The sequence below is a fragment of the Microcoleus sp. T2B6 genome (assembly GCF_036700475.1).
In the GTDB taxonomy this organism is placed as follows: domain Bacteria; phylum Cyanobacteriota; class Cyanobacteriia; order Cyanobacteriales; family Microcoleaceae; genus Microcoleus.
The window spans coordinates 23,653-47,741 of the sequence record NZ_JAUBOZ010000059.1 but is presented as its reverse complement, the minus strand read 5'-3'; the positions used below and the strand labels follow the sequence as shown (position 1 = coordinate 47,741).

The 24,089-nt window shown below is 46.4% G+C and carries 21 protein-coding genes and 1 tRNA gene; 7 read left to right on the top strand and 15 right to left on the bottom strand.

Annotated elements, in window-relative coordinates; translation table 11 throughout:
• Window positions 1-329 precede the first annotated feature (329 nt).
• On the bottom strand, window positions 330-1,025 hold the full coding sequence (gene trmD, locus QUA00_RS23150) for a tRNA (guanosine(37)-N1)-methyltransferase TrmD (RefSeq protein WP_333287819.1): 696 nt from the start codon (window positions 1,023-1,025) through the stop codon (window positions 330-332).
• 108 nt (window positions 1,026-1,133) lie between these two features.
• Here trmD and QUA00_RS23145 point away from each other — a divergent pair, with 108 nt between their 5' ends.
• The 3 genes from QUA00_RS23145 to cphA all read left to right on the top strand — a co-directional run bounded on the left by QUA00_RS23145 (window position 1,134) and on the right by cphA (window position 5,304).
• The gene (locus QUA00_RS23145) at window positions 1,134-1,292 is read left to right on the top strand and encodes a hypothetical protein (protein ID WP_333307141.1); all 159 of its coding nucleotides are present in this window, start codon (window positions 1,134-1,136) and stop codon (window positions 1,290-1,292) included.
• A 65-nt stretch (window positions 1,293-1,357) separates the two neighbouring features.
• Window positions 1,358-2,251: a cyanophycinase gene (locus tag QUA00_RS23140; protein ID WP_333147213.1), complete on the top strand. Its 894-nt coding sequence runs from the start codon at window positions 1,358-1,360 to the stop codon at window positions 2,249-2,251.
• A 338-nt stretch (window positions 2,252-2,589) separates the two neighbouring features.
• A complete protein-coding gene (gene cphA / locus QUA00_RS23135; protein WP_333147211.1) occupies window positions 2,590-5,304 on the top strand; it encodes a cyanophycin synthetase in 2,715 nt (904 codons plus the stop codon).
• A gap of 75 nt (window positions 5,305-5,379) precedes the next feature.
• On the opposite strand, the gene QUA00_RS23130 is transcribed toward cphA, so the two are convergent.
• Both QUA00_RS23130 and QUA00_RS23125 read right to left on the bottom strand, forming a co-directional pair.
• Window positions 5,380-6,054 (bottom strand): hypothetical protein, encoded by a 675-nt coding sequence (locus QUA00_RS23130; protein ID WP_333147209.1) that lies wholly within the window; start codon window positions 6,052-6,054, stop codon window positions 5,380-5,382.
• Window positions 6,051-6,455: a RusA family crossover junction endodeoxyribonuclease gene (locus tag QUA00_RS23125; protein WP_333147225.1), complete on the bottom strand. Its 405-nt coding sequence runs from the start codon at window positions 6,453-6,455 to the stop codon at window positions 6,051-6,053. Before QUA00_RS23125 ends, QUA00_RS23130 begins: the two co-directional genes overlap by 4 nt.
• A 158-nt stretch (window positions 6,456-6,613) precedes the next feature.
• Between QUA00_RS23125 and QUA00_RS23120 the strand changes: the two genes are divergently transcribed.
• Complete coding sequence (locus QUA00_RS23120; RefSeq protein WP_333411243.1) at window positions 6,614-10,033, top strand: DNA methyltransferase; 3,420 nt, start codon at window positions 6,614-6,616, stop codon at window positions 10,031-10,033.
• A gap of 17 nt (window positions 10,034-10,050) precedes the next feature.
• On the opposite strand, the gene QUA00_RS23115 is transcribed toward QUA00_RS23120, so the two are convergent.
• The 6 genes from QUA00_RS23115 to QUA00_RS23090 all read right to left on the bottom strand — a co-directional run bounded on the left by QUA00_RS23115 (window position 10,051) and on the right by QUA00_RS23090 (window position 14,389).
• The gene (locus QUA00_RS23115) at window positions 10,051-10,476 is read right to left on the bottom strand and encodes a type II toxin-antitoxin system VapC family toxin (RefSeq protein ID WP_333225758.1); all 426 of its coding nucleotides are present in this window, start codon (window positions 10,474-10,476) and stop codon (window positions 10,051-10,053) included.
• The gene (locus tag QUA00_RS23110) at window positions 10,473-10,859 is read right to left on the bottom strand and encodes a DUF433 domain-containing protein (RefSeq protein ID WP_333287829.1); all 387 of its coding nucleotides are present in this window, start codon (window positions 10,857-10,859) and stop codon (window positions 10,473-10,475) included. Before QUA00_RS23110 ends, QUA00_RS23115 begins: the two co-directional genes overlap by 4 nt.
• A 287-nt stretch (window positions 10,860-11,146) precedes the next feature.
• Window positions 11,147-12,415: a precorrin-6y C5,15-methyltransferase (decarboxylating) subunit CbiE gene (gene cbiE / locus QUA00_RS23105; RefSeq protein WP_333411242.1), complete on the bottom strand. Its 1,269-nt coding sequence runs from the start codon at window positions 12,413-12,415 to the stop codon at window positions 11,147-11,149.
• A 121-nt stretch (window positions 12,416-12,536) separates the two neighbouring features.
• Window positions 12,537-12,734, bottom strand: a complete 198-nt coding sequence (locus QUA00_RS23100) for a hypothetical protein (RefSeq protein WP_333411241.1) — start codon at window positions 12,732-12,734, stop codon at window positions 12,537-12,539.
• Between the two features lie 193 nt (window positions 12,735-12,927).
• Complete coding sequence (gene psbA / locus QUA00_RS23095) at window positions 12,928-14,010, bottom strand: photosystem II q(b) protein (protein ID WP_333070606.1); 1,083 nt, start codon at window positions 14,008-14,010, stop codon at window positions 12,928-12,930.
• Between the two features lie 100 nt (window positions 14,011-14,110).
• Window positions 14,111-14,389, bottom strand: a complete 279-nt coding sequence (locus QUA00_RS23090; protein ID WP_333411240.1) for a hypothetical protein — start codon at window positions 14,387-14,389, stop codon at window positions 14,111-14,113.
• Here QUA00_RS23090 and cofG point away from each other — a divergent pair.
• Complete coding sequence (gene cofG, locus QUA00_RS23085) at window positions 14,373-15,323, top strand: 7,8-didemethyl-8-hydroxy-5-deazariboflavin synthase subunit CofG (RefSeq protein WP_333411239.1); 951 nt, start codon at window positions 14,373-14,375, stop codon at window positions 15,321-15,323. The genes QUA00_RS23090 and cofG overlap by 17 nt on opposite strands.
• An 89-nt stretch (window positions 15,324-15,412) precedes the next feature.
• Here cofG and QUA00_RS23080 read toward each other — a convergent pair whose 3' ends face one another.
• The 3 genes from QUA00_RS23080 to cpdA all read right to left on the bottom strand — a co-directional run bounded on the left by QUA00_RS23080 (window position 15,413) and on the right by cpdA (window position 18,801).
• Entirely contained in the window at window positions 15,413-16,189 is a 777-nt protein-coding gene (locus QUA00_RS23080; protein ID WP_333143150.1) for an SDR family NAD(P)-dependent oxidoreductase, read from the bottom strand.
• A gap of 162 nt (window positions 16,190-16,351) precedes the next feature.
• The gene (locus QUA00_RS23075) at window positions 16,352-17,830 is read right to left on the bottom strand and encodes an alpha-amylase (protein ID WP_333143149.1); all 1,479 of its coding nucleotides are present in this window, start codon (window positions 17,828-17,830) and stop codon (window positions 16,352-16,354) included.
• A gap of 203 nt (window positions 17,831-18,033) precedes the next feature.
• Complete coding sequence (cpdA, locus tag QUA00_RS23070) at window positions 18,034-18,801, bottom strand: 3',5'-cyclic-AMP phosphodiesterase (RefSeq protein ID WP_333411238.1); 768 nt, start codon at window positions 18,799-18,801, stop codon at window positions 18,034-18,036.
• A 197-nt stretch (window positions 18,802-18,998) separates the two neighbouring features.
• Here cpdA and QUA00_RS23065 point away from each other — a divergent pair.
• Together QUA00_RS23065 and QUA00_RS23060 are read left to right on the top strand one after the other, a co-directional pair.
• Window positions 18,999-19,069 (top strand) — tRNA-Cys (locus tag QUA00_RS23065).
• Window positions 19,070-19,105: 36 nt separating this feature from the next.
• Window positions 19,106-19,300 (top strand): hypothetical protein, encoded by a 195-nt coding sequence (locus tag QUA00_RS23060; RefSeq protein ID WP_333411237.1) that lies wholly within the window; start codon window positions 19,106-19,108, stop codon window positions 19,298-19,300.
• Between the two features lie 73 nt (window positions 19,301-19,373).
• On the opposite strand, the gene QUA00_RS23055 is transcribed toward QUA00_RS23060, so the two are convergent.
• The 3 genes from QUA00_RS23055 to QUA00_RS23045 form a co-directional block, all read right to left on the bottom strand.
• Window positions 19,374-20,075, bottom strand: a complete 702-nt coding sequence (locus QUA00_RS23055) for a hypothetical protein (RefSeq protein WP_333411236.1) — start codon at window positions 20,073-20,075, stop codon at window positions 19,374-19,376.
• An 11-nt stretch (window positions 20,076-20,086) separates the two neighbouring features.
• Window positions 20,087-23,242 (bottom strand): Eco57I restriction-modification methylase domain-containing protein, encoded by a 3,156-nt coding sequence (locus QUA00_RS23050; protein ID WP_333411235.1) that lies wholly within the window; start codon window positions 23,240-23,242, stop codon window positions 20,087-20,089.
• 350 nt (window positions 23,243-23,592) lie between these two features.
• Window positions 23,593-24,063 (bottom strand): DUF4079 domain-containing protein, encoded by a 471-nt coding sequence (locus QUA00_RS23045; RefSeq protein ID WP_333411244.1) that lies wholly within the window; start codon window positions 24,061-24,063, stop codon window positions 23,593-23,595.
• Between the last annotated feature and the right edge of the window lie 26 nt (window positions 24,064-24,089).

Genomic DNA, 24,089 nt, shown 5'->3' with positions numbered 1-24,089 from the left:
TATCTATCGGGCAACCACGGGGAGTAGGGGTCGGATTGCCCCTACAATAATTATGCAAATGATTTAGGATTGCTATATACGGGATTTACGCATCAAGACCAAAGAAACCGGGTTTTTTACCGAATCTGTGGACTACCACGAAGTATTACCGCAAAAAACCCGGTTTCTGACCACGAATTTCAAAGGTGGTACCCGCCACGTGATTTATCCGTGGAATCAATGCCAAATCGAAAATCAAAAATCCTCAAGCCCCCGCATTTATCTCGCGCAAGTCAATCGAAAATCAAAAATCAAAAATCGATTGACCACTCGTGCGATCGCCCTTTCTCCTATTCTTCCCTCTCCTGCAACCACCGATCGTACAAATCCGATCGCCTTTGGCGCGTTCTTTCAATTTGCTGTTCCCTGCGCCAGCGAGCAATTTCTGCGTGATTACCCGACAGCAACACATCGGGCACCTTCAATCCCCGAAAATCCGCCGGTCGAGTGTACTGCGGATAATCCAAAAGTCCGTCCTCAAAACTCTCAAACTTTAGGGAATCTTCCTTCGCCACAGTTCCCCGCAGCAATCGCAAAACCCCATTAATCAAAGCCAAAGCCGGAATTTCGCCCCCCGTGAGCACAAAATCCCCCAAAGACACCTCGCGAGTTACCAAATGCAGCACTCGATCGTCCACACCTTCATAATGACCGCAAATCAACACCAACTGATCGCGATCGGCCGCCAACTCCCGAAACATCGCCTGCTGCATCGGTTCCCCCTGGGGAGTCAGCAAAATCACCTCCCGCCTCGGCAAAACCGGCAGCGACTCCACCGCAGCAAAAATCGGTTCCGGTTTCATCAGCATCCCCACTCCGCCCCCGTAAGGCTCATCATCGACTCGCTGGTGTTTGTCTGTGGTAAAATCGCGGGGATTGACAAAATTCACCTCAGCAATCTTTTTAGCTAAGGCTTTGCCCATCAGTCCCGACTCTAGGGGAGCCCGGAAAAATTCTGGAAATAGGGTAACAACGTCAAATCGCACAATTATTGGAATTTCATTGAGACATCACCTCTAGTTTGACCTTTAGAGGGAGTTCAGTTTTCAGTAATTGCTTTATTCTTTATAATTTCTTATAATTTCTGAGAATTTTTGCAAGTTAAATTTTCTTCCTTTGTCGGCGGGCCGGTTTTGTACAAAAATAATCTGTTTTTCATGACAGCGACTGCAAGTAAACTCGCCCCCAAACAACTGCGGGATCGCGCGATCGGCGATCGCACCTCACTCGCACCAACAAATATTTATTCTTAAAAAGCCCTATTCTACGCACAGCCACGGCAAAATTGAATTTCACATCCAACAGAGGAAGACACACCATGCAGCAGTTGACATCTCAAGCCCTTGAACACAATATTCCCCAGCGCACAAAAACCTCGATTATGGTCATCGGGGGAGCCGAAGACAAAGTTCACGGGCGAGAGATTTTGAACACCTTTTTTTGCCGTGCTGGGGGTGCAAACGCTCGGCTGGCGATCGTTCCCTGCGCTTCGCGAGATCCCGAAGGAATTAGCAACCGCTACCGCACAATATTTGACGAAATGGGCGTTAGCGCAGTCAAAGTAGTGGACATCCGCGAACGCGAACAAGCCGAAAACCCCGTCTGGAAAGATTACTTAGAAGACTGTACGGGCGTATTCATCACAGGCGGCGACCAACTGCGGCTTTGTGGACTGCTGGCGGACACCCCGCTGATGGAGAAAATTCGCAAAGAAACTCTCGAAGGCAAGATTACCCTCGCTGGCACCAGCGCGGGTGCTGCGGTGATGGGATATCACATGATTGCAGGCGGTGGAAGTGGCGCGTCACCGAACCGCTCTTTAGTAGACATGGCAAACGGACTTAACATTATTCCTGAGATCATCGTAGATCAGCATTTTCACAACCGCAACCGCATGGCTCGCTTGCTGTCGGCTGTGGCTTGCCATCCCGATCGCCTCGCTATTGGTATTGACGAAGACACCTGTGCCTTGTTTGAGGGAGACGATACTATGAAAATTCTCGGTAAAGGCACTGTGACTATTGTTGATTCTAGGGAAAATTTTTATACCAATGAGTCTATGGTAGGAGCGACAGAACCCTTAAGTCTGTTCAATATGCGCTTGCACGTCCTGTGTCACGGAGATTGCTACAATATGCCCCTAGGCAAACCAATGCCATCGGGAGCGTGTTCCGAGTCTGGCTGGCCCCCCGAATGCCGCACAGCCAACTAACGTAGAACATCTCTTGTCATTGATTCGGCAGAAATTAGGCGGCATTCCGGCCGAATCATGGATACCACAATAGAATAGATTCCGAAGCAGCCACGGTCTGACCCCAGCAGGCCGAACCACAGAAAATTCTAGCTTCGGGCTTTGAGTTTTTGCTAGCCATGTACCTGTACTTGTTTTTAGCCGATCGCAGGAGCAGAAATTTTCAATTGGGTAGCCCATAACTGGAAATTCACTCCCAAACTGTTCGCAGCGAACAGTTTATCGAGCAATCTAGATCGAAATTGAATAAATGCTCCAATTATCTATAAGATTTCGCGCCCCATACCCCTCAAACTGCCATGAAAATACTTAAAATCCAGACCTTACGCGGCCCCAACTACTGGAGCATCCGACGCCAGAAACTCGTCCTGATGCGTCTGGATTTAGAGGAGTGGGCAGATAAAACCACAGCGGAAATTCCTGGATTCTACGAAGGGTTGATCGCCGCACTTCCGAGTTTGAACGACCATCACTGTTCCCCAGGCCATCAGGGAGGATTCCTGCAACGGGTCAGAGAAGGCACAATGATGGGACACGTAATCGAACACGTCGCCCTAGAACTTCAGGAAATGGCAGGAATGCCGGTCGGGTTCGGTCGCACCCGCGAGACTGCGACCCCAGGCATTTACCAAGTAGTAATCGAGTATCAAAACGAACAAGCAGGTCGCTATGCAGCCCGGGCGGGCGTGCGGATGTGCCAAAGTATTGCCGAGACAGGCACTTATCCAGCAGCAGAATTAGTCCAAGATTTGAGAGACCTGAGAGAGTTTGGTGCGTCGGCGGCTTTGGGGCCGAGCACGGAAACACTGATCAAGGAAGCAGAAGCGCGCGGCATTCCTTGGATACCTTTGAACGCCCGGTTTATGATTCAACTCGGCTACGGGGTTCACCAAAAGCGGATTCAGGCCACTCTGAGCAACCGGACGGGAGTTTTGGGAGTAGAACTTGCCTGTGACAAGGAAGGTACCAAAAATATCCTCGCCAGCGCCGGTGTACCGGTGCCAAGAGGAACGGTGATTCATTATTTGGACGAACTGCGCGGGGCGATCGAAGATGTCGGCGGTTATCCGATCGTCCTCAAACCCCTAGACGGCAACCACGGCCGCGGCATTACGATCGACATCAATTCCTGGGAAGCAGCAGAAGAAGCCTACGACTTAGCCAGCGCCGCATCAAAAACAAAAAGCGTGATAGTCGAGCGCTATTACGTCGGCCGTGACCACAGAGTATTGGTAGTCAACGGGCAAGTCATAGCAGTCGCAGAACGAGTCCCTGCTAACGTCGTGGGCAACGGCAAGTCTACAGTAGAACAGCTTATTGAAGAAGTAAACCGCGACCCGCAGCGAGGAGACGGACACGACAACGTACTCACCCGGATCACGATCGACAAATTGTCGCTGGATTTGCTGGAAAAACAAGGATACGCGATGGACTCGGTAGTGCCCGCCGGCGAAAGAGTATTTTTGCGGGCGACAGCAAACTTGAGTACCGGTGGAATTGCAGTCGATCGCACCGACGAAATCCACCCAGAAAACGTCTGGCTGTTTTCCAGAGTCGCCAAAATTATCGGTTTGGACATCGCCGGCATTGACGTAGTAACTCCCGACATTTCCCAACCCCTGCGCGATGTCAACGGCGTCATCGTCGAAGTCAACGCAGCACCGGGTTTCAGAATGCACGTCGCCCCCAGTCAAGGTTTACCCCGCAACGTCGCCGGCGCCGTCTTCGATATGCTTTTCCCCTCGCCTCAACCCAGCCGGGTGCCGATTTTAGCGGTAACGGGAACCAACGGCAAAACGACAACCACTCGCCTGCTAGCCCACATTGTCAAGCAGACCGGTCAGATTACCGGCTACACGACTACCGACGGCACTTACATCGGCGATTATTTGGTAGAAACCGGAGACAATACCGGGCCGCAGAGTGCTCAATTGATTTTGTCTGACCCGACGGTGGAAGTGGCAGTGTTGGAAACGGCTAGAGGCGGAATTTTGCGATCGGGCCTCGGCTTCGATCAGTGCGATGTCGGCGTCGTCTTGAACGTCGCCGCCGATCACTTGGGAATTGGCGACATCGACACCGTGGAACAACTGGCCAAACTCAAAAGCGTCCTCGTCGAGTCGGTAATGCCCAAAGGCTATGCTGTTTTGAATGCAGACGACCCGCTGGTATCACAAATGGCGCAGCGTGTCAAGGCTCAAATTGCATATTTTTCCATGAACCCGGACAACGAACTGGTTGCCAAACATACCGCTGCGGGCGGGCTGGCAGCGATTTACGAAAATGGGTATTTGTCGATATTGAAAGGTGATTGGACGCTGAGAATTGAGCAGGCTGTGAACGTGCCGCTGACGATGGGCGGACGCGCGCCGTTTATGATTGCTAATGCTTTAGCAGCTTGTTTGGCTGCTTTTGCCCAAGGATTGAAAATAGAAGATATTCGCGCTGCTTTGTCAAGCTTCCAAGCATCCGTCGGTCAAACTCCCGGAAGGATGAACTTGTTTAATTTGGGCAGCTACCACGCTTTACTCGACTACGCGCACAACCCCCACAGCTACAAAGCTTTGGGCAGTTTCGTGCTGAATTGGCCGGGACTGCGGATCGGGGTTGTCGGCGCGCCCGGAGACCGACGAGATGAAGATTTTGTCACGCTGGGCAAACTTTCGGCCGAGATGTTCGATCGTATTCTTGTCAAAGAAGATATTGACAGGCGCGGCCGAGAACCCGGTGCCGTGGCAAAGTTAATTTGCCAGGGAATTGCCGAGGCGATTTCTGCAGGAACCGCAAAGAAATCTCAAGTTGAATACGAGTTGATTCTCGACGAAACAACGGCCGTTAACAAGGCTTTAGATGAGGCGCCAGCCGGCAGTTTGGTAGTGATTTTACCTGAAAGTGTCAACAAAGCTCTGAGTTTAATTGAAGCCCGGAAACCGATTAAGGAATCTGTGGAAGTTCAAAATGGTTTAGATCGATCGAAGTCACAGGAAAGTTTAAAACCGACTGTGGTGAATTAAGGCTAAACTCTGAACTTTGATTTCATTACATTATTAATAGGTTGGGTTAACGAAAGGAAACCCAACCTTTTTGCTTTAGACAACCGCCGTATTATCTTTCAATATTTTCTCTGTTACCTCAATCAGTTCGCACACAGAATTTTGCGTAAGTTGTGTAGTTTTAAACCCATGAGCAATAGCGTTCCGCAAAGAAAGCGCATTCATTAATAACTGATATTCGGATTTAGAAATCACGCCCTCAACCGTCAGTTGTTTCACTAAATACAGCGGTTCTAATCTTTGCAAACTTAGCTCTTCTTTATGGGCAACAATCCTCAAAGTTGCCTCAACTAAAGACCAAGAATATAGCATTGCTGACTCTAGATGTTGTGTTACAAGTTGCTTGGCGACTTGCAAACCCAACTCTATTTCATGCTCTTGAAAAGAATCCTCAGCTTGGGAAATATCGACTGCATCCTCCGAGTTAGTCATCACTAACTCAAACCTCCAGCCGGGATTTTCTGCTACTGCTTGGGCTAAATTACGTAGATATGTAGTAGAGGGTGACTTGAGTGAAGCGCGTGACTTGACTGCAATAACCACCGATTCTTCGCCCCGGCGCACTATCAGATCCGGGCGATAGCTTTTAAGGAAGTCCGGTAAATCTTCAGAGTTTGGATGAAATGAAATTTCATAACCTTTCTCACGATACTCCTCTGCTAGTTTCAGCAGTTGCTCTCTTTCTATGTTTGCAGTTGGGGTTGCGATCATGTCAGTACCTCTTTGTCAGGAGCATCAATTACGACAATGTGCAAGAATTCATTACCACGGGCAAATCCTTCCGCTAGAATCGAGGTCATATTTTCTACTTTAAAGTTAGTTGATAAATTCCTCTTGCGGACTAGAACATCAGTTACTTGATCGTCATCGACATAGGCTAGCCCGATAATTGCATCTTGAATTGGCTTTACTATGTTGTCTACATCGATTTTAACAGAATCGTAGAAATAAGTTATCTGAAGCATCACTAGGCCAGTAGCTGTTTTCTGCTCCGAAGACCAGTATTTTTCAGCCTCTTGCCTCACTGTCACTTTCCAAGCTTTAAGAAGAGCTCGCCTACGAGCTTGTTGTGATACTGGTGGGCCATCTACTATGAACTCAAATCTCGCCAAAGTGTTTCTAAATAGAAGATTGGGGATTATTTTACCTCTTAACTGCCGCCCACTGGGTAATCGGTTCCAAGAGTTTCCAACCAAAATCGCAAGATAAATCGAAAATTCAAACCGATCTAATTATAGAATCAGGAAAAAGCAAGCAACAGGGTTGAAACATGAATGAAGCCGATCGCACGCGTGTCGAAACATTCATCACGCGCTGGGCAGGTTCTAGCGGTAACGAACGGGCAAACTACCAGTTGTTTTTTGCGGAAATGTGCGATGCGCTGGGAGTCGATCGCCCTTTTGATAAAGGCAGAATTCCCAACGATCCCTACTGCTTTGACAAAGATGTCAAAATTTTTCACCCCAGCGGCAAAGTAACTCCGGGGTTTATTGACTTTTACAAAGCCGAGCATTTTTTGATAGAGGCAAAACAGGGCGGAACAACGAGCAAAAAGGGAACGGCAAAGCGGGGGACAAATACCTATTTGCGAGAGATGGAAAAAGCGTTTGTGCAGGCGATCGCCTATACCCGCAGTCTCAGCAGCAAACCGCCGTTTTTGTTAACTTGCGATATTGGCGATCATTTTGAATTGTGGATGGGTTTTAGCGGCGATTATGGCGGCTATGGGGCGCGACGAGAAATCGGGCTAATCGAGTTGCTGAAAGCCGATGTTTTCGATTTGTTTGTCGATATTTTTAGCAATCCGCAGCAGCGCAACCCAGAGAAAATTGCGGCGCGGGTGACGCGGGAAGTAGCGGCGGATTTGGCAGAGTTGGCGAAGCGGATGGAGGCGAATGTCGATCCGCAGCAAGTCGCCCAGTTTTTGATGCGCTGTATTTTCACGATGTTTGCTGAGGATGTGGGGTTACTGAAGGAACATTTGTTTACGCAGGCGCTGGAAACGCGCTGGATTCTCAATCCGAAGACTTTTAAGCCGGAAGTAGAGGCGCTGTGGGAGGCGATGAATGAGGGGACGAGTTTTGGCTTTCATGGCAAACTGTTGCGGTTTAATGGGGGATTGTTTGCCGAGTCGCAGGCGTTTGCGTTGACAAAGGCGCAGTTGGAAGTTTTGTTGCAGGCGGCGAAGCGGGATTGGTGCAATGTGGAACCGGCGATTTTTGGGACGTTGTTGGAAAGGGCGCTGGATTCGAGGGAACGTAGTAAGTTGGGGGCTCATTATACGCCGCGATCCTATGTGGAAAGGTTGGTAAAGCCTGTGGTGATGGAACCTTTGGGCGATCGCTGGATTGCGGTACAAGCCGAGGTTAAACAGTTGCTCAACGCGGGGGAATCGGAACCGACTGCAAATCAAAGGAAAAAGGCGAGCTCAGTTTTAGAGGCATTTCTGACGGAGTTACAACAGGTGAAGATTCTCGATCCGGCGTGCGGATCGGGTAATTTCCTTTATGTGACGTTGGATTTGTTGAAGGGGTTGGAATCGGAGGTGTTGCGGCGCTTGGAAGATGTCACCGGATCGGCGCAGTTGCGGTTAGATATTGCTCAAGTCAATCCGAGTCAGTTTTTGGGAATTGAGATCAATCCTAGGGCGGCGGCGATCGCAGATTTGGTGATTTGGATTGGCTATTTGCAGTGGCATTTTCGGCGGTTTGGCGATATTCCGCCGATCGAACCGGTGTTGCGGGAGTACAACAATATTGAATGCCGGGATGCGGTGTTGGCCTATGACGGAATAGAACCAGATGTGGATGCGGCAGGGAAGGTGCGAACTCGCTGGGGCGGGCGGATGATGAAAAGTCCGGTGACGGGGGAGGATATTCCCGATCCGACAAACCAAGTGACGATTTATCGGTATTTGAATCCGAGGGCGACCCAGTGGCAGAAGGCGGATTATATTGTGTCGAATCCGCCGTTTATTGGCAATGCGAGAATGCGGGAAATGTTGGGAGATGGATATGCAGAAAAGTTGAGGAAAGTCTATAAGGATGTACCGGATACTGTGGATTTCGTCATGTACTGGTGGCACAAGGCAGCGGAACTAACTAGAGCGAGCAAAATTAAACGCTTTGGGTTTATTACCACAAACAGTATTCGCCAAGTTCGGCAGCGGAAAGTTCTGGATTTTCATTTTACGCAAAAGATTCCAACCAGATTAATTTTTGCTATTCCCGATCACCCTTGGATTGATGGAGGGGCAGCAGTCAGAATTGCAATTACAGCAGGTGAATTAGATGACCTCAAAAACCCTGTAAGGATTGCCGAATTTGGTACAGTAGTTGCTGAGTGTGAGGGAGAGACACCGGAAGACTCAGCAGAGCAAGTTCAAGTGCAGTTGCAGAATGTAGGGCTAATTTTTAGTAACCTTCTAGCGGGTTCTGATTTAACTCAATCTCAACAACTTCTGGCTAATGATAGGATATCCAGTCGCGGTGTTATGCTATTTAGTTCCGGGTTTATTGTCGAGCAATCTGACTTTGGAGAGATTGAGTCTGAGGTTCTTTTCCCATACATTAATGGACGAGACTGTATGCAAAATTCTCGCAATGTGCGCGTCATTGATTTATTTGGCTTAAAAGCTGATAAAGCTCAAGAACTATATCCAAAAGCATTCCAATGGGTGTTGGATAAAGTTAAACCTGAACGAGATACTAACCGTGATAAGAGCCTCCGAGAAAACTGGTGGATATTTGGTCGTCCCAGAACTGAACTTCGACCAGCACTAAAGGGACTACAGCGTTATATTGCTACAGTAGAGACTGCGAAGCATAGAGTATTCGTCTTTCTTCCCCGTGAAGTAATACCTGATAATATGTTGATTGCGATCGCCCTTGATGATGCTTATTTCTTAGGAGTTCTTTCTAGTCGAGTTCATGTTACTTGGTCGCTGGCAGCAGGCGGAACATTAGAAGATAGACCTCGTTACAACAAAACTCGTTGCTTCGACCCATTCCCCTTCCCCGACCCCACCGACACCCAAAAACAAACCATCCGCGAACTCGGACAACGCCTCGACAGCCACCGCAAACGAATCCAAGCCACTCACCCCGAAGTCACCATCACCGGGATGTACAACCTCCTCGAAAAACTCCGCCAAGGCGAACCCCTCGACGACAAAGACAAAGCCTTCAACCAAAAAGCCCTAGTCTCCACCCTCAAACAAATCCACGACGAACTGGATACCGCCGTCTTTGCCGCCTATGGTTGGGAACCCACCCTCACCGACAACCAAATTATCGAGAACCTCGTCACCCTCAACGCCCAACGCGCCGAAGAAGAACGCAACGGACTCATTCGCTGGTTGCGCCCCGACTACCAAGCCCCAGGCGAAACCTACGTGCAACCATCCCTTGCAGGCATCACCACGGAAACCGAAACCTCGATCGCCCCCACGGAACAACAACCCTTCCCCAAAACCCTCAAAGAGCAACTTTGGGCCATCCGCGACTTATTCCGCACCCAAAGCGGCGAATGGACAGCCGCCCAAGTCACCGCCCACTTCAAAGGGGCTAATCGCAAACAAAAAGTCATTCTCGACTGTCTAGAAAGCCTGGAAGATTTGGGGATTTTGCTCAGTCATACTGAAAATGGGATGACTTTCTGGCATCTGGCAGAAGTTGGAAATGCCACATAAGCGGGGCTTGGCAATTGTTATGTCCAATCCTCCAAAACCAGTCCTGGCACTTGTGCAAAATCTTGTCGATTTCGCGTCACTAAAATTGAGTTATTAACCAAAGCAATGGACGCAATCCGCAAGTCTTGTGTCCCAATTCGTATTCCCTGACGGCGCAGCGCCAAATATTGCTCGTAAGCTGACTCGGTAAAATCCAGAACGAGAATATCGTTGAGAAATTTAACAGCCGATCTCAAACCTACATAAGCCCAAGTTAAGCGTTGCTTCTGTCCGGGTTGCGAAGCTTGACGAATTGCATTGAACCAGCCCTGAATCAATTCCTCAACATTGATGACAGTAATAGCAACATCCCTGGTATGGAGAGCTTCAAAACGTTGCAATATGAGTGGATTAGAGTGTTGCAGCAGTGTGATATGGTCGGTATCGAGAATATATTGAGTCATAGGGTCTCAGACTCAGGAAAATCGATATCGGCATTTCGATCGTGGCGATATGCTTCAACATATTTCGTGACTTCATTCAGCAACGGATTACATCTCAAAAGAGGTGAAACATTCAACATCGGACGCGCCTCATACCAAGCAATCCGATCGTCAATTTCTGGCTGATTATCCAGATAAAAGCTAATGGCATCAAACACTTGAGCCGCCGTCACGAGTTGAAGTAACTTCTGTGGGATTTCTTCAGGCTTTGTTCCCGATTTCCAAAACACCACAATATCCCGTACAGTAACTTGAGTGTCTGCAATAATCGGTTCCCCCTGCAAAACTTCAGGATTGCGGGTGACATAACGAGAAATTCTTGTAGGAGACAGCGAACTGGTCATAACGACCTCATCAGAAAATGTAAACCAGCTTTCATCTTAGCATAGTGGACAGAAGACGCCTATCGGGTATTCTATATTGCTAGATCTGAAGAAGCTATTACGTTATCGCCGTGTTTATAACTGCTTCATTCACTTAGATATCAAAGATGGAAATAGATGGATCGCCTTTTACCTTTTGACTTACGCATGGGGGCCCAGAAACCGGGTTTTTTGCTGAGAAGACGCGTGACCGCCCGCAGATTTGGTCAAAAACCCGGTTTCTTCGATCGCGCCTTGGGTAAGTCCTTTTACCTCTTAACTACCGCCCACTGAGTCACCGGTGCAAGCGGTTTCCAACCCTGAAAAGAACCGATCGCCCCTACTCGCTGAATACCAATTCTAATGAGTTCCCCACCATAACGATCGTGCCATTGCAAAACTTTAAACTCGCTCTCAACTGTCACCGCATTAACAACTAATCGGCCGCCTTCACCTAAAGCATTCCAGCAAGTTTCCAGCACAGCTTCTGCGGTGACACCGCCGCCGATGAAAATAGCATTCGGTTGAGGCAAATTTGTCAGGGCTTCTGGCGCTTCTCCCGCGACAATTTGGAGTTCGGGAACGCCAAAAGTCGAGGCATTTTCGGCGATGTATTGCAATCGAGTCGGATGGCGTTCGATCGCGATCGCCCTGCACCGAGGATGACTCCGCATCCATTCGATCGCGATCGAACCGCAGCCCGCGCCCACATCCCAAAGCAACTCTCCGGGAATCGGTGCTAACGTTGACAGAGTAACGGCTCGAACCTCCCGCTTGGTAAGTTGTCCGTCGTGGCGATAAGCAGCATCCGGCAAACCGGAGGTACGAGGGAAAATCACAGTTGGTCGATCGGCTGCAACTGCGATCGCGATCGTGTTCAAATCCGCCAAATCCGCTGCCTTCCAGGCTGCTGCTACCCCCTCGATCCGCCGTTCCGATCCCGACCCCATCCGCTCAAACACGGTCATCAAACTGCTACCAAACCCCCGCTGCGTCAACAATTCGGCAACCTTTCCCGGCGTGTGTCTGTCAGCGCTCAACACTAGCAAGCGCGCCCCCGGATACAAAGCAAGGGCGATCGATGCGATCGGGCGATTTGTCAAACTGAAAGTCTCAACTTGGGCGATCGGCCAACCCAAACGGGCGCAAGCAAGACTAAAAGCCGATGCTGCCGGAATCACAGTCATTTCCGAAATGGGAATCTGGCGCGACAGCGTGACGCCGATGCCGTGACACATCGGATCGCCGCTTGCGAGCACGCACACAGATTGTCCCCGCCGACGGAGAATCTCGTCAACTGTTGTCTGCAAAGGCGATGCCCAAACCAATTTTTCGCGGGTGTCATCGGTTGGTAGCATTGCGAGGTGACGCGCGCCACCAACAACGATTTGAGATCGAGAGAGGAGGGTAGAGGCGATCGGGCCCAGCCCTGAAAGTCCATCTTCGCCAATCCCCAGCACCGAAAGCCATTTGTGCATTGAATCCTTACCGCTAATCTTGTTTCCGGCTGCATCGGAATCATCAAACTCGATCGTCATTACACATTAGTTATTAGTTATTAGTTATTAGTCGGTAATCAGATGATTTCCGCTAGAAAAACCAGAATAAAATTGATTTATATTGAGGACTTCAATCCTCATCAAACTCGCTGGGAATGAATTATTGACTACAAAGTTTATAACTGACATCTTGCACAATTCTCAATAACAGGCATCTTGCCTGTTCCACAAACAGTACATCTCTTCTTGTGAGGTCGGCATCCTGCCCGCCCGTGAAACACTTATTAATAATAGTGCAAGATGTCAGTTCTAACTCATATGTTGCACCATTCTCAATAATCCTTTTATGAACAGGCAAGATGCCTGTTCCACAAGAGATGAATTTTCTTGTGGAACAGGCATCTTGCCTGTTGCTGACAATGGTGCAAGATGTGAGTTATAACGCTTATTTTACTGAACTAGATATGTGAATAAAGCCTAAAAAAATATTTTCCTCAAACAAAAAGCGCCCCTATTTCTAGGAGCGCTATTTGTCAATCTCAGACTAAAACTTAGCCATTGATAGAAGGAGCAACCAAAGCTACTGGTGTGACTTCGCTAGCAGCCAAATCAAGCGGGAAGTTGTGAGCGTTGCGCTCGTGCATTACTTCCATACCCAAGTTAGCGCGGTTAATGACATCAGCCCAAGTATTGATGACACGACCTTGAGAGTCGATAATCGATTGGTTGAAGTTGAAACCGTTCAAGTTGAAAGCCATCGTGGAGATACCCAAAGCGGTAAACCAGATACCGACAACTGGCCATGCACCTAACAAGAAGTGCAAAGAACGGCTGTTGTTGAAAGAAGCGTATTGGAAAATCAAACGACCGAAGTAGCCGTGGGCTGCAACGATGTTGTAGGTTTCTTCTTCTTGACCGAATTTGTAACCGTAGTTTTGCGATTCGGTTTCGGTTGTTTCACGAACCAAGGAAGATGTTACCAAGGAACCGTGCATGGCGGAGAACAAGCTACCACCGAAGACACCAGCAACTCCCAACATGTGGAACGGGTGCATCAGGATGTTGTGCTCTGCTTGGAACACGATCATGAAGTTGAATGTACCGGAGATACCCAAAGGCATGCCGTCAGAGAACGAACCTTGACCAATTGGGTAGATCAAGAATACTGCGGTGGCTGCTGCAACAGGTGCAGAGTAAGCGACGCAGATCCAAGGACGCATACCTAAGCGGTAAGACAATTCCCATTCACGACCCATGTAGCAGAAAACGCCAATGAGGAAGTGGAAAATTACCAATTGGTAAGGGCCGCCGTTGTACAACCACTCATCGAGGGAAGCTGCTTCCCAGATTGGGTAGAAGTGTAAGCCGATCGCGTTAGATGAAGGAACAACAGCACCTGTGATGATGTTGTTACCGTACATCAAGGAACCTGCTACTGGTTCGCGGATGCCGTCGATGTCCACTGGAGGGGCAGCGATGAAGGCGATAATGTAGCAGATGGTGGCGCTGAGCAAGGTAGGAATCATCAAGACTCCGAACCAACCTACATAAATGCGGTTGTCGGTTGATGTTACCCACTCACAAAAGCGTTCCCAGACGTTGGCGCTTTCGCGCTGCTGTAAGGTTGTTGTCATTTGTTTATGATTGCTTTATTTGGTTTTCAATGTTCGTGACGGCTTTGTGTTCCGCCATGTAAATAAACATAAAGCTTTTATTTCAGTTTGTAAAGGCCTTTTAAGCACAGTTTTTCTTATAGGTGTCATAAAATATGCTTGTTAAAAGCCACAAGGCTTGCTGTATAAGGAGTTTAAAAGCAGAATGCGGAATTTGTGGACGATCGCCCACCAATGAAGAATACTCATAATCTACCGGGGCAACGAGATTCGGGAGTTGTGTCAGTGTTAAGATAGATGAAGGGTTGCGATCGCCAACCGCAAAACTCGCACTGCACACATAGATGTTGCTGCGTAAGTCCGATCGATAAAAGTCCCAAGGAATGTCTCGCACCGTCACCTACAGCCCTGCTTATACTCTGGTTCCCACTTACGAGTGTTTTAACCGCTGCACCTATTGCAATTTTCGGGCAGAACCGCTGCAAAGTCCTTGGCTGACATTCGCAGAAGCCGAAAAACAGCTTTTGCTGCTGCAAACTCAAGGTGTAATTGAAATTCTCATCCTCAGCGGCGAGGTACATCCTCAAAGTAAACGGCGAAAAGCTTGGTTGCAGCGGATTTACGATTTGTGCGAACTGGCACTTGCTCTGGGATTTTTGCCGCATACTAATGTGGGGCCGCTCAGCTTTGAGGAGATGGCACTGTTAAAAGAGGTAAATGTATCGATGGGGCTGATGCTAGAACAGCTTACCCCACGTTTGTTACAAACTGTTCACAGGCACGCACCGAGTAAAGTGCCGGCGCTGCGGCTGCAACAGTTAGAATGGGCTGGGGAATTAAAGATTCCGTTTACAACTGGTTTGCTGCTGGGAATTGGGGAAAGTGAGGCAGATTGGATTGAGACATTAGAGGCGATCGCCCGCATTCATTCGCGATACAATCACATTCAAGAAGTTATCCTCCAGCCACACAGTCCGGGAAATCAGCAAAGTTGGGACGGTGAAATTTTTGATGCTACAAAAATGCCGGAAGTAATTGCGATCGCCCGCAGCATCTTACCTGATGAAATCAGGCTGCAAATTCCCCCCAATTTAGTTGCACAGCCAGAGATATTGCTGGCTTGTTTAGAAGCAGGTGCTAGAGATTTAGGAGGAATTGGGCCGCGGGATGAAGTTAATCCCGATTATCCTCACCTGCACCACCAAACTTTAACAGAAATTTTAGCAGCAGGGGGATGGCAACTTGTGCAGCGTTTGCCTGTTTATCCTCAGTACGATAAGTGGCTGCCACAGAAATTGCAAACTGCTGTTAAACAATGGAGAGTTAGTCATTAGAAATTCTTATTTCTTAGTCCGCGCAGGCGGACTTCGTTTGACAAGAAGCGGTTTCAACCGCCGAGTGATAAAAATAAACTATTGAGATTTTAAATCAAAGAACCGCCCCCATCAATCCACACTTCAGTACCTGTGATAAAGCTGGACGCATCTGATACCAGAAATAAAACTAATTGGGCGACTTCTTCACTAGAACCGGCGGTATTATCAGTCAAAGGAATCATATCTTGAATCGACTCAGGCGCGACTGGAATGCGATCGATATGTCGCTTCGTGGTGCTTTCCTCAATGGCAGTCAGCACCGCGCCCGGACATATAACATTGACTCTGATTTTGCTGGGAGCAAGTTCTAGCGCCAGCATTTTCGCTAAAGCTACTTGGGCAGCTTTGCTGGAGGCGTAAGCTGTAGCGCCCACTTTCTTGAAACTTCTGGTGCCATTAATCGACGATGTAATCACGATGGAACCTCCTTGTTTTTTTAAATAAGGAACTCCATATTTTACCGTCAAAAATGTTCCTCTGAGGTTGGTGTTAATTGTCCTATCCCACTCTTCGGGTTCCATCTCTTCTATCGGCGACCATACACCGTTGATACCCGCATTTGCGAACACAATATCAATTCTTTGATATTCATCAAAAATGGTTTGAAATGCCTGTTGCATTTGCAGAGAATCGGCCACATCTGCTGCAACAGCTAGCCCGCAGCCTCCTTCATCGACCAACTGGCGGACGGTTTCTTGCGCGGTTTCTAAAGTGCGATTGATAATAGCAACTTTTGCGCCTTCCTTTGCCATTAAAATTGCTGCTGCACGACCAATTCCCGACCCTCCGCCAGTAATAACGGCTACTTTTTGTGAAAGTTTCATAATTTTTTATGTAAAATAACATTATACACGATCGCCTCGCCTAAAAATAGGACTAAAGAGAGAGCTTTAGTCCTAACTATAGATAGATTTTAGCTATTAAAAATATGAAACCAAAAAGTAAAAAGATATCTTGCTTTTTACTTTTTGCTGTTAACACAGTCCTTACGGCTGCGGAACCCAGACAGAAACTGAACCGGCGTTACACCTAAAATCAGCCCAACCATCCTCATTAGTTGTGATGGGTTCTTGGATGTGTTCGGTGATGTCAATATAAGTTCGGTTCGGCTGTCCGACTTCCATAAACTTAGTGCCATCGCCTCCGTTACTGAGTACCACAGCCATGCCGCCCGGATGTTCTTCATCTCCGAGTCGCGTCCAGCCAAGGGTATTGGCGTGGTCGAAGTAATCGTACTGATTGCCGTAGGAATAAGTTTGGCGCGCGAACAAGAATTTATCTACCATAAACTTATGTTTGTCTAACCAAATCTCGTATTCATTGCCATCATTTGCTGTATCCTTATAGTTAGCGCCGTAATAATCCGGGTAAAAAATGCACGGATATCCTTCGCGCCGTAGCAGGATTAAAGCGTAGGCAAGAGGTTTAAACCAAGCTTCGACAACTGATTCTAGGGATTGTAAGGGCTGGGAATCATGGTTGTCTACCAAGGTAACGGCGAGGGCGGGTTGCTGTTGGACGAGAGTGTTATCAAAAATTGTTCGCAAATCATAGCTATTACCGGCTTTGCTAGCAGCGTGGAAGTTGTAGTGGAGGGGTGCATCAAATAAGGCTACTTTACCGTCCGTTGCTTCTAGGAAGTAGTGCAAAGCTTCCACTTCATAAGACCAATATTCGCCGACGGCAAATAGGTCGCGTTGGGCATAGTGGCGGACGTGTTCCAACCATTCTTGGAAAAATTCTGCTGCTACGTGTTTGACGGCATCGAAGCGAAAGCCGTCAACGTTTGTTGTATCGACATACCACTCACCCCAGTATTTTAATTCCCCGGTGACTTCTGGGTTGTCCATATCTAAATCGCAACCCATCAGGTAGTCATAATTGCCTTTTTCTAGGTCTACTCCTCGATCGAATTCTTTACCTTTAAGCAGGTAAACGGCATGGGTTTCTGTGTTGTAAACGTTGTAATCAATGGCGTCAAAATGCCACCAATGCCACTCCATGCTGGAATATTTTTTGTCGCGGCCGGGGAATGTAAAATGCGTCCAAGCTTTGATGTTTTGATATTCGCCTACGGTGTCATTCCGGTTGTCGGGATTGAAGGGTGTGGCTTCGGCTTCTTCTTCTGCATCTGCACCTAATTTGTGGTTGAAGACTACATCGGCATAAATCCGAATTCCTGCATCTTGGGCAGCTTTTATCGCGGCCAAATACTCATCTTTTGTCCCGTATTTCGTGCGTACTGACCCTTTCTGGTCGAACTCGCCTAAATCGAATAAGTCGTAGACGCCGTAACCCACATCCATACCGCCGCCGGTTCCTTTATATGCTGGCGGCAACCACAGGGATGTAACGCCTATTTTGGCTAAATCTTTTGCTGATTTCGCTAGCTGATTCCACAGGCTGCCGTCAGCGGGTGTGTACCAGTGGAAATACTGCATCATGACGCCATTTAGTTCAGACATATATTTAGTTTTTCCTGTTTTGTAATGTTGCCAGATAGATTTTTGTTCGTAGCTTGCTAGTTTACGTAGGTCTGCAATCTATCGTTAATAAATATCATAATAGATGGGGTTGCTCACCACAATCTATCTGTTGATGGATTGACAAAAAAATGTAAATTTGATAATAATTATTTTCAGGCTATAGAAAATAATTAAAAGGGTGGCTATGCTTCGGCAACTCGCTCAAGTCTGGTTTTCCAAGTACCGTCGATCGCCAATTCCAGCAATCTAAATCCCGGCGGGATTTCGTCAACTATAATCGGATGGCTTTTGGGTAAAAGTTGGAGACAGGTACTGGGCGTTCCCAAGTAGGAAACAGGGCCCCGCTGTTGGTGAAATTCTTGGTGAATGTGGCCGCAGAGGACAATTTTGATTTGAGGATATCGATCGACAATTGCTAAAAATTCATCGGCATTGTGCAGCATCATTCCATCCATTATTTCACAGTAGATCGGCAAAGGATGATGGTGCAAGGCAATGATAACAGGTCGATCGCCCGTTTGTTGCAGTTGAGAGTCTAGCCAATGCAAGCTTTCTGGGGAAAGCCGCCCGCCGTCGCATCCCGCTTCCACACTCGAAAGTAATAGAAATTGCCAGTTTCCTAGCATCCATGATTTTTCTGGGGAAAGGGGCGGCTGATTTAAGATTTCTGCCATGACTGGGATGTTGTCGTGGTTCCCAGGTATCCAGTAGGCGGGTATTCCGAGGGGGGCGATGAGGGAGACGAGGCGCTGGTAAGATTCGGGTGTTTCGTCTTGGGACAAGTCGCCTGTGAGTAGGAGTAAGTCGGGCGGCGGCTGTATCTGTTGCAAGCGATCGAGAACTGCTTGGAGGGTGCGGGTTGTTGAGAGGCCTTTCCATTCTCGATCGATCTCTGCAAACAAGTGAGTGTCGGTGATTTGGGCGACGAGTAGGGGAGAAACTGGTGTCATGGCTGGTGTTGCGGGTCGTTGCTATAGTTCTAGAGTACCTTCCCACAAGGGTTTTGGGGATATGGAAAGGGCGATTCCCTACCCTTGGGGAACCCAGGCGCGTTGGGGATAGCTGCGCTTCACGAAATTTTTGACAGGTATGTTAAAATTTTCGAGATTTGGTGTAATATAAGAAAACGTCAAATTTCAGACGTGACGGCGGCATAGCCAAGTGGTAAGGCAGAGGTCTGCAAAACCTCCACCCCCAGTTCAAATCTGGGTGCCGCCTTTTTTAATTTCTACAGTAACAAGTTGTTTGTCAGTGATGACAGAGTTTTGTCCATTGACGGAGAAGGAACCAGAGTTTACGAATCCGGTTTCGCCGGGATGGTTTATGCTGTGGTGGAATTCATTCATGGCGATCGATCTGGTAGAGTTTGATATGGCAAGGGCGATCGCTTCCCTAAAGAAAGGTCAGCCCGTAATTCCGGTATGGTTGGATCAGATTCACCGTACCTAGGCTGCCAAATTGAGCAATTAAGGGTTGGTTACATTATGAGCAAGTATTAAAATTAGAAAAAACAGGTACTAGCTTAAGATGAAGCACTTGCCACTACTCCTATAATGTTTAATATTAAATGGTGACAACGAAAGTTAGCTGGATAATGCTTCTCCGGTGGAACTGTACGTTTATGGTCTGAAGTCTTGTGGTTACGATCTACAAATTCTTGGTGATGGCTTAGAATACATGGCACTCCTTTCTCAATTTTACTAAAAGCTATATCTGCCTCACCCGATAAAAGATAACCAAGCATACCTCCCTCACTAGAAAAAGGCGCATATCGGCAGGTAAGAAATTGATCTTTGACATCATTAATATAGGGTGCCACTGCCCCATGTGAACTCAAAACTTTAGCTTCTAAAGGCCAAATAATTCTGTCATTAGCTCTTAGGAAAAATGCAATATCATACTGTGGTGGTTGCGCTTGCGCTGAATACCCAGTCTCCCATTCATATACTTCATGTTGAACCCCAAATGGCTCGTCTCCTGTCATAACATTATGAATCCTGCGCTCAAGAGATTGAGTTATACTTCTTTCTATTTGCTCTAATTTTTCCTCACCTTGATCGCAGTTAATATGTGATAAAACATCGGCTGTAAGTAGATCGTATCCTTCCCAGACCAGTTTTACAAGAACTGTTATTGCATCAGGGCGCCAATCCTTAGCTACTTGAACAAAGTCAGGTGTATCTGGCCATCGCTTTTCTGGGATTGTCCTACCTCTCCTAACCACTGTGTCACTCCTTATATAAACTTCAATTCCCGATCAAATTGTGTTTGCGAGGTCATAATATCGGCTGCAACTTCATCAGCATCTCGTAAAGCCATTGATCTAGTCCAATAGCGGATTTTATCAGGCTTGACAAGATAAACAGTAGGAATATTAATTTCATTTAATTTAACAGAAGCATAGACTTTGGCAACACGCTGATAAAAAATTCCACCACCTTCTGTATCTCCTCTCTCCAATAAAGCCTTATTTAACTTGTCCATTAGATTCAATAAATCAGGGGAGTCTATCATCTCTATTTGTACGTCTTTGCAGTCGGGTCGATTGAGATGAATTGCAACTAAGCGAACCGGAAGGTGAGTTAAGTTTTGCTCTTGAAAAATAGTGGCGCAAACATTTTTTTTATCACCGAATCCAGCTTTTAAAACGCGTAAAAAATATCTACAATAATTTTGTAAAGTTAACTCATTTTCCTCTGGCAAATTTTGTTTTAAATTACTGTGAGTTGTTTTACGTCCAGGGGAATCACTATCTCCTTTAAAATCTGGAAGCGTGTAATTAAATAGATCTTCAATCAATATTGACTCACTATCTTTAAGAGAAAATGCTTCACAAATACGCCGATCTACATCATCAAAATTTTTTACATTATTTAATAAGACTTTAAAATTTTCTGGGATTGGAACTCGCAGTAAATCTTCTACGTTAGGTTCCGGTCGATAAGTAGCAAACCGACCACTCGAAAGAAGTAGATAATAAACAGCTAACTTACTGTTATAAGTTAGACAAGCCAACTCCAGAACTGAAAAATATTCCAGAGGGATATGTATGCTTATGTAACTTTTCGAGCAAATAATACCAGCCTCATTATTTTCTCCTTGAGTGATAGCAGCCTGAAATCGTCCGCTACTTTTCTGCCAGCCTTGCTTCACAATCAATTGTGGCATTTCAAACGCACTAAAATCTTTTGAAGCTCTTGAGTCAGTTTGCGGGTCATTATTAATAGGAAGATTTTTGATATTAAGAAATAGAAATGTATTATTAGGGAATCGAGCAGATTGTAAGATTCGTCTACCAATAATACGCTTCTGTGATTTCTTTCTATCACCTCTAATAATTCCTTGACGTTTGACAACAATACCTTCATTTTCAAGTTTCTCGATATTTTTTTCCCGACTTAACCTCCGAACTAAAGCTAGATCACGTCTTCCGCCCCACATTAACGCCGTCCAAACTAAAGAATCTGCGATCGCTTCCTGTACATAAATTAGATTGATATCCTCTGGTTCTATGACTATACGATATTCATCTTCATTTGTGCCAACTGGTTTAGGACAAATGTATGCCAAAGGTTCACCATCGGGCTGAGTAGCGCATATCGTAATAATGCACGTTGGCGCAATAGCATCTTGAAACAAACCGAAGCGTAGGGCAGATAAATTAACTATCTCTTCAACTTTAAATTCTGATAAAAGCTTCTGGCGAAATTCTTTAGCCGTACCAATTTGATTAAAAATTAATACACCAGCAGGCTGCATCATTGAAATGCTTCCACCTATCTTAGTCAAAGCAGCGGCTTTAGGAAGGAATAGTGGGCCGATATTGCCGTAGGTAATTTTCCACTTATCTCCTGCCCAAGACTGGGCAAATTGAGTTAGAGTGTTTCTTCCCCAAGGCGCATTTCCTATCACCAAATCATACTTAGCTGCATCTAATTGAGTGCGGAACCCTTTTATATCTTCTCTAAAGAAGTCTGCACATACTAATTGCCTATCTCTCAGTCTTGGAAAGCGTACCTCTTGCCAATAATGCCGAGGATCGATCTCGTCACACATAGTCAGGTAAAGACTAAAAGAGGCAACCCTAACTGCTTGAGGATTGACATCAACACCAAACAAATTATGCTCCAGTAGAGACTGCAAAATGTTTGATTGTATTTCTTCACCAGGGTGAGCTTTTTTCCATCGATAAATCAACCGTTGAAATGCTTTAACTAGAAAAATACCAGAGCCACAAGCAGGGTCAATAATTTTTACATCCCAAACTTCACTATCCCAAGGAAGAACACCATCAAGAATAAAGTCAACTATGTAACCTGGGGTATAATGAACACCTTTATCCGTATTATTTTCTCTAACAAATTCTTCATAAATACTGCTAATGAAATCGAGTGGAATTACGTCAAAAGAATATTGTGGCCAAAGACATCTCTGACCACTTTCCATCTCTAGATCACCACTGACAAACTCTGCAAGTATTTTTAAGTGTTTTTTATTAACCTTCTTTTCTTCCGCTTGCCATTCTCTTTCTTGTTCTGCTTCTGTAGAACCTTGACCGGGAAATAAATCACCATTAAATTTACCGTTGAGCCAACGAAAAAACTTATAAGTGTCTTTATGGTTACTTAGTATTTCAGGTAAGTTATGATATTTGGCTGATAATTTTTCATTGCGATAAAGATGGTTAAGTAGTTCTTCATTCAAAGCAGGGTTGCCCTGAGAATCTTTCCTATCGAAAAGAAATTGAATGAAAATAATCCTTGCTAATAAATCATGTATGGTGTTGTAATCTAGGTCTTGCTCTCTAAGCTGCTTACGGATACTTTTTAAGTTACTGAGCAGCATCTGGTCGGCAGAATGGCTTCTTTTAAACCTCTTGTGATGTTCTTTAAAAAACTGACCAGATACTAAACCAGCCCAATGAATATCTAAAGCTTTAGCCGCTTGTTGTGATAGAGAAGGTTGGTTTAATGATTCAAGTTCACTTCTCGAAACCTCAAAAACTGGATCGAGGATTTCAGATGCTGCTGGTGGTTCTTCGTAACAAGTCCAAACTCTTAAAAGTTCAGGTTCCATCGTAATTAATGATGGAGAGCGAGAGAAACTCCAAGCCAGTTTGTAAGTTTCCCTAAGTGTAGCCTCCGAAACAGACCTTTGGAACTCACAGACAAGAGCTATAGGTGCTTCAGTTTCGTCTCCATTGGGATTTGGTGCTAAGACTCCTAATCTTGCACCCGCACCATCTGAAAGCTTATGTATATTCCTTTCCAGTTTTTCCCTAGCAAGCTGTGCATAGATACTTGGCCCAGCACCATTTGGCTCCATAACCTGCTCTGGACAAGGCCAGTGGAGCTTTTCGTGAGCTAGTTCAAGTAATCCATACGTTGTCATATCGTTGTTTAAGCTGCTTCCGAGCGAATAACTGCTCTGGGCTTTACCTTGCTATGTTTGTGCGTGCCTGTGGCTATTGTACTGTTTAGAGGTACCAATATGATTATAAAAACAGTTTCTTGTGAATTACGAAGGTTTCGCGAGCGCGTACCTCTGCCAAAATATAACGGTTACTAAGCGCCTTCCCAACTTCCCGAACTTTAGGGTGGCTAGCTTTTGTCTCATCTGGCGAGCGCGCCAATGACAAAAAAACTCCAAATGCTTATTGCAAATCTATGACAATTCAATTGCTAATTACTAATCGCCCCAAAGCAATTAGCAATTAGCAATTAGCTATCTTACCCAAATTATCACATTTTGCTGATAATTCTTTGCAGGATTTCCACCCCTGATACCGCTTGCCAGCCAAACAGCCCCAAGAGCACAATATTCAGAAAGATGTGAGTGTTTCTCGCCCAATCATTGCCTTTTTGCATCAAAGGAGTCAGCGAGGCTGCGATCGCAATTATGGCCATCATTCCCAACCCTGCTAGCAAGTGCGGGCCCACAAATAGCTTGCCGTTGTTGATGTAGGTGACAGCCATCCCGACGATCGCCACCGTAACCATCAAGGCTAACAGCAAAGAACCCATCTGGTGGTGCTTGACGTTGAATTTGCCCTTAACTAACTCTTTTTTGAGTTCGCCTTCCGCACTTCTGGTACGTCGGATTTGAATGCCCAGATACAAAGCATAAAATGAGATGGCCAGCAGTACCCACATTAAAATTGGGTGGATGAATTGGCTCCAAACTTTCACTGACTGAGGAATTTCGAGATTCATAGTGTTCTGAGGATTAGCAAACATAG

Coding starts and splice junctions, on each gene's coding strand:
- QUA00_RS23140 (WP_333147213.1), top strand. CDS start 1,358: ATGCAGCAGTTGACATCTCAAGCCCTTGAACACAATATTCCCCAGCGC.
- cphA (WP_333147211.1), top strand. CDS start 2,590: ATGAAAATACTTAAAATCCAGACCTTACGCGGCCCCAACTACTGGAGC.
- QUA00_RS23130 (WP_333147209.1), bottom strand. CDS start 6,054: ATGATCGCAACCCCAACTGCAAACATAGAAAGAGAGCAACTGCTGAAA.
- QUA00_RS23120 (WP_333411243.1), top strand. CDS start 6,614: ATGAATGAAGCCGATCGCACGCGTGTCGAAACATTCATCACGCGCTGG.
- QUA00_RS23115 (WP_333225758.1), bottom strand. CDS start 10,476: ATGACTCAATATATTCTCGATACCGACCATATCACACTGCTGCAACAC.
- QUA00_RS23110 (WP_333287829.1), bottom strand. CDS start 10,859: ATGACCAGTTCGCTGTCTCCTACAAGAATTTCTCGTTATGTCACCCGC.
- cbiE (WP_333411242.1), bottom strand. CDS start 12,415: ATGACGATCGAGTTTGATGATTCCGATGCAGCCGGAAACAAGATTAGC.
- psbA (WP_333070606.1), bottom strand. CDS start 14,010: ATGACAACAACCTTACAGCAGCGCGAAAGCGCCAACGTCTGGGAACGC.
- cofG (WP_333411239.1), top strand. CDS start 14,373: ATGTCTCGCACCGTCACCTACAGCCCTGCTTATACTCTGGTTCCCACT.
- QUA00_RS23080 (WP_333143150.1), bottom strand. CDS start 16,189: ATGAAACTTTCACAAAAAGTAGCCGTTATTACTGGCGGAGGGTCGGGA.
- QUA00_RS23075 (WP_333143149.1), bottom strand. CDS start 17,830: ATGTCTGAACTAAATGGCGTCATGATGCAGTATTTCCACTGGTACACA.
- cpdA (WP_333411238.1), bottom strand. CDS start 18,801: ATGACACCAGTTTCTCCCCTACTCGTCGCCCAAATCACCGACACTCAC.
- QUA00_RS23060 (WP_333411237.1), top strand. CDS start 19,106: ATGACAGAGTTTTGTCCATTGACGGAGAAGGAACCAGAGTTTACGAAT.
- QUA00_RS23050 (WP_333411235.1), bottom strand. CDS start 23,242: ATGACAACGTATGGATTACTTGAACTAGCTCACGAAAAGCTCCACTGG.
- QUA00_RS23045 (WP_333411244.1), bottom strand. CDS start 24,063: ATGAATCTCGAAATTCCTCAGTCAGTGAAAGTTTGGAGCCAATTCATC.